Raw genomic sequence first — 2,188 nt, forward strand, 5'->3', positions numbered from 1 at the left:
GGCCTCGCGGCCGCGGGCCGGCGCGCCGCCCGGGCTCAATACTGCACGGTCGCCCGCACCCCGAGCACGGTGGCGTTCTTCAGCCGGCGCCCGTCCGCGTCGGCGACGCCGCCGCTCGGGCGGATGATGTACTGCACGTCCGGCTGCACGGTGAAGCCCGGCACCACCAGCGCCTGGTAGGTCGCCTCCAGCGCGGTCTCGGCCCGCCGCCGCGGGATCGCGGTGCCGGTGAACAGGATGGTGTCGGTGTCGGCCCGGCGGGCGTCGTCGGCGTAGCGGGCATAGCCGATGCCGGCGCCGATCGTGTCGTCGTCGCGCCCCGGGATCAGGCCCTTGTAGGCCAGGCCGGCATCGACGTAGGCCGAGATCAGGCTGGAGCGCGTCGGCGAGAGCGAGGCGCGCACGAACACCGACAGGCCCTCGTCGTCCTTCTCGGGCTCGATCAGCAGGCTCTGGTCGATCATCGCGTAGAGGCCGGCATTGCCCCGGCGCTGGCGCGGCACGCCGGACGAGGCCGGGTCGGCGAGGGACAGGCCGAGCGTGTCGCGGCGCAGGTCGTCGAAGCGGCCGAAATGCTGCCAGCCGCCGAACGTCACCGTGCCCGGCAGCGCCGTCGAGCCCTTCTCGGTGTTGTAGGAATAGGCCGCCTCGGCCACGATCAGGGCCGGGTCGTTCGTGCGGAAGTTCGTGCCGGTGCGGTTGAGGCGCTGCTCCTCCGCGTCGTCGCCGGGGCGGTTGGCGCCGGCCGGATCGCCGTCGTAGATCCCGGCCTGGAACGACAGGCCGCCGCCGGGCTCGAATTTTACGCGAACGGCCGGCGCCGCCACGGGATAGGCCGGGCCGCCGGAAGGCAGGTTGGCGCTGGTGATCGCCGGCCAGCCGAAGCTCGAGTTCACGAACAGCGTCGCGGTCTGGCTGACGAAGAACTCGGTGTCGGCGGCCTGCTGGCCGATGCGCAGGCCGAGCTTGCCGTCGAGGAACTGCTGGTCGAACCACAGCACGTAGAGCCGAGTCGCGGGCAGCGCCCCGATCACGCTGACGTCGAGCAGGTTGCCGACGTAGTAGCGCGACAGGCCGGTGCCGTGGATGAAGTAGGCGTTGGCGTGCACGCTCACGCCCTGCCAGCCGGCGAGCTTGTCGAGGTCGAGGTAGAGCCGCAGGTTCAGCCGGTCCTCGACCACCGCCCCCTGCCGCATCCCGCCGGTCGGGTTGCCGAGCACGTCGGTGATGTAGGTGAGGCTGTACTGGATGCCCCGCTCCTTCAGGACCGGGCGCAGGCCGAACGGATCGCCGAGCGGCCCGAGATAGGGCTCGACCGAGCGGGCATAGCCGCCCGAGGTCTGGCTCGTGGTCTCGGGCTGCGCCACCGAGGTCCGCACGTCGCCGCCGGCGCCTTCGCGGATCACCGGAATGACCGGGGGCGCCGGCGATGCCTGCTGCGCTTGCGCAAGCGTCGGGAGGCCGAGCATCGCGGCGGCGAGGCAAGGGAGCAGGCGGCTGCGCGGAAGGGGGGCTGGACGCGACACGACTGAACCCTGAAGCCTTCGTGGCCCGATCCTAGCCCCACCGAACGGGCCTGTCCCGTGCAGGTTAAGCACACCGGCCGGGTTCCGGGCCGAAGGGATGCTTCGGAGGGCCGATGAAGCGCGGATCTCCTCGCTCTCACAGATCTCGGGCTTGCCCGAGATCTGCACGTCGTGTGCCCAAACCTGCCCGTCCTGTGTCCAAGTCGGAGAGACCCGACTTGGATGCGGGAGAGGGACACAGTGAGGGGACAGGTCTTTCCGGACAGGTCGCACCCCGACCCTCTCCCGGACCGGAGCGGGGGCCGCGTCGGCGCTTCGCGCGATCCCTTCGTCGAGACCCGCGGCTTTGCGCCCGCGGCACGGTTTTCGTACAGCCGGCCGATCCGTCGCCAGCCGTGAGCGAGACCATGCCCGAGACACCCGTCTTCTCCCACGGCGCCGTCGCCGCCCCGCACCACCGCGCCGCGCAGGCCGGGCAGACCGTGCTGGCGCAGGGCGGCAACGCGATCGAGGCGATGACCGCGATGGCCGCGACGATCGCCGTGGTCTACCCGCACATGAACGGCATCGGCGGCGACGGGTTCTGGCTGGTGCGCGAGAAGGGCGGCCGGGTGCGCGGCATCGAGGCCTGCGGGCCGGCCGGCGCGCTCGCCACCCGGGCG

Annotated in this window: 2 protein-coding genes; one reads left to right on the forward strand and one right to left on the reverse strand. The window is 72.1% G+C overall.

Annotation, left to right across the window (positions count from 1 at the left end):
* Positions 1–35 precede the first annotated feature (35 nt).
* Positions 36–1,469 (reverse strand): carbohydrate porin, encoded by a 1,434-nt coding sequence (locus tag FV223_RS25840; protein ID WP_147729615.1) that lies wholly within the window; start codon positions 1,467–1,469, stop codon positions 36–38.
* Positions 1,470–1,933: 464 nt separating this feature from the next.
* On the opposite strand from FV223_RS25840, the gene FV223_RS25845 reads away from it, so the two are divergent.
* The coding region (locus tag FV223_RS25845; RefSeq protein ID WP_187276252.1) for a gamma-glutamyltransferase at positions 1,934–2,188 on the forward strand (255 nt) is incomplete at its 3' end.

Origin of the sequence: Methylobacterium sp. WL116 (genome assembly GCF_008039455.1) — a bacterium.
In the GTDB taxonomy this organism is placed as follows: Bacteria; Pseudomonadota; Alphaproteobacteria; order Rhizobiales; family Beijerinckiaceae; genus Methylobacterium.

What these genes read in the sequence shown, in the direction of transcription:
- FV223_RS25840 (WP_147729615.1), bottom strand. Translation starts at nt 1,469, where the DNA reads ATGCTCGGCCTCCCGACGCTTGCGCAAGCGCAGCAGGCATCGCCGGCG.